A 3,161-nucleotide genomic window follows, 5' to 3' on the forward strand; every position below is an offset into this window, starting at 1 on the left:
ACATAATAATGGTGTTGAAATCATTATTGGATGTTATGCAAGTCAAAAATCTTTTAATAGTGTGTTCTTAGATGGTAATTTATATCAAGCAAGTGTTGAGTTTTTACTTCGTTTAGCAAATAAATATCAAAGTCCTGTCCAAAATTATTCTAGTAAACACGAAATAGTAGATACATTTGGAAAAACTTCTCATTTCCTAGAAAGTTCTTATGATTTTTCTCTGATGGATGATAAGAATATTGAGGATGTTGATAAGGAGAATTTACAGATTTGGTCATGTTTGACTCAAAAAGAAGAAATTGAGTTAGTAGCTCGTAGTATTCGTCAAAAATTACATTCTAATTCTCAATTGACATATAAAAACTTTCGAATTCTGTTAGGGGATGTTGCTTCGTATGATTTATCTCTCAAAACTATTTTTGATCAATATCAAATTCCATTCTATATTTCTAAAAAAGAATCAATGTCGCATCATCCCATGACACAGTTTATTGAAAGTATTTTACTTCTAAAACGTTACAATTATCGCCAATCAGATTTGATAAATCTATTAAAAACTGGTTTGTATACTGATCTTTCAGAGTATGATATTGATTCATTTGAACAATATATAAAATATATTGGGATAAGCGGACTGGATAAATTTGAAAAATCTTTTACAAAGAATTATAAAAATAAATTCAATTTAAAGAAACTCAATAAAATCCGTTTGAAAGTTATAACCAATTTATCAAGTTTTTTATCAATTGATTCGCAAAAATCAAAAGATATTTTAGAAGAATGGAATAGCTTTCTCAAAAACATTTCGTTCCCTCAACAATTCCAAAATTTAACAAATACTTTGGAAATAAAAGACCAAGAAAAGCAAATTGAAGTATGGAAATCTTTTTGTCATGTGTTAGAACAATTCTCAATAGTATTTTCAGATTCGATTGTATCTTTAGAAGATTTTCTAGACTTAGTTTATTCTGCAATGTCTTTATCTTATTACCGTACAGTCCCAGCTACAGTTGATACGGTTTTAGTCCAAAGTTATGAATTAATTACTCCACAGGCATCGGATTATGTTTATGCTATCGGTTTGACTCAAGACCATTTACCTAAAATAGCTCAGAATACCAGCTTACTAAGTGATGTTGAACGTTCTACATTGAACCAAGCAACAGGAGATAATTCTAATATATTTATTGCAAGCAATGAAAACCTGAAGAAAAATCGTTATACGATGTTATCTCTCATAAATTCCGCTCGTAAGCAGTTAATTTTATCTTATCCAAATCAATTAAATGAATCGGAAAGTAAAGGTTCAACCTATCTTAGAGACCTAGAAAATTTTGGCTTTAAGATAGAAAATAAAAGTATAGACAATAAGACAATTACAATTGATGATATTGGATCTTATCATAGTGTCTTATCAAGTTTAGTTGCTTATTATCAGCGTGATGATTTTGATGATTCTGATCAAGATTTGACATTTATCAAGGTCTTAAACCGTGTTGTATCAAAAAAATTGAAAGAAAAAGATCTTGAGAATCCTGCTTTAATAACTCAAAAATTATCTAAAGAAACATTAGATGCACTTTATCCTAAAGATAAACCACTTAAATTATCTACCTCTGCATTAAAAGACTTCTATTGTAATGAATATACATACTATCTCAAACGTGTTTTAAATTTACAGGAGGAACTTCTATTACGTACTAGTGCTTCAAGCCATGGTAATTTTTTACATTGTATATTTGAAAAAACTTTGGAGCAAGCAGACGAAACAGTAGATTTTGATACACGTTTAGAACAAGCAATAAAAGAGGTAATCAATGATCCGGAATATATTGATCTTTATAGAGAAAGCTCTGAATCGGAACTGAGTCAAAAAAGTTTAATTGAACTCTGTCATGATTTGGCACCTCTCTTTACAAATAATCGATCAATAGAAACAATAAAAGTAGAAGAGCAATTCGAGAAAGTAACAAATACTTACCCTCAATTAAATGATAGATATCAAATTTTAATAAACGGTCGAATTGATAGGGTTGACAGAATAAAAAATACGGAATTACTTGGAGTTGTTGACTATAAATCTGGAAAAGGCGATGACTTTAAATATGATAAGTTTTTTAATGGTCTAAATTCTCAACTGCCAACTTATCTTTCAGCTCTTAAAAAGTTAAATGGTCAGAATTTATTTGGAGCTATGTATTTGCCCTTAACTCTTCCTATTATAAGATTAAAAGGTGCTCTTGATTTATCAAAAGCGGCAACCCAGACTCAAAATCAATTGAAGTATAATGGACTTTTCTTAGAGAAACAGGTGAGTCAATTGGGTGATTTTTATAAGAAAAGCAAAGCTTATCATCTGACGGAAGAGGAACTGCAAATATTAATAGACTACAATGATTTTCTTTATAAAAAAGCAGCTGAAAAAATTTTAAAGGGTGAATTTTCTATTAATCCCTACACAAAAGACGGTAAAAGTATTGATTCAGTTGTTCAACAACACCAAGCCATCACTGGTTTTGAAGCTAATTATCATCTAGGTCAAGCCCGTTTCCTTAAAAAATTAGATCCAGCTTTAGGCACAAAACTAAAGGACGAAAAACTCAAAAATGCCTGGTTTAACCAAATGAGAGAGGAGTTGAAAAAATGAAAGTAATTCCATTTTTAACAGAAGCAGAGATCGAAAAACTTAAACAACAAGAATCTGAATCTGATGATAGTATCAAAAAGTCAAAAGAACAAATTGAGGCTATTTATACTTCTGGTCAAAATATACTTGTATCTGCATCAGCAGGTTCAGGAAAAACTTTTGTTATGACGGAGCGGATTCTTGATCAATTATCTAGAGGTATTGACATTAGTCAACTATTTATTTCAACCTTTACTGTCAAAGCTGCAAATGAATTGAAAGAACGACTAGAAAAAAATATTAGCCAAAAACTTCAAGAAACGATAGATTTGCCTCTCAAACAACATTTGGCTCGACAATTGGCTGATTTGCCAAATGCTTCCATCGGTACCATGGATTCATTTACGCAAAAATTTTTATTGGAACATGGATATCTTATTGAGATTGCTCCGAATTTTCGAATTTTAGAGAATGATAGAGACCAGTTACTCTTGAAAAACGAAGTTTTTCATAATATTTTTGACAAATACTATAA

At 30.1% G+C, this 3,161-nt stretch carries 2 protein-coding genes; both read left to right on the forward strand.

The window, feature by feature from the left end; all coding sequences use genetic code 11:
* Positions 1-2,647 (forward strand): ATP-dependent nuclease subunit B (gene rexB, locus D8837_RS09080; RefSeq protein ID WP_125456855.1); only part of this gene is annotated, 2,647 nt, incomplete at its 5' end.
* A partial coding sequence (locus tag D8837_RS09085) for a UvrD-helicase domain-containing protein (protein WP_142999005.1) occupies positions 2,644-3,161 on the forward strand: 518 nt, incomplete at its 3' end. The genes rexB and D8837_RS09085, both read left to right, overlap by 4 nt.

This window comes from Streptococcus mitis, from assembly GCF_003942965.1.
Classification (GTDB): Bacteria; Bacillota; Bacilli; order Lactobacillales; family Streptococcaceae; genus Streptococcus; species Streptococcus mitis_BH.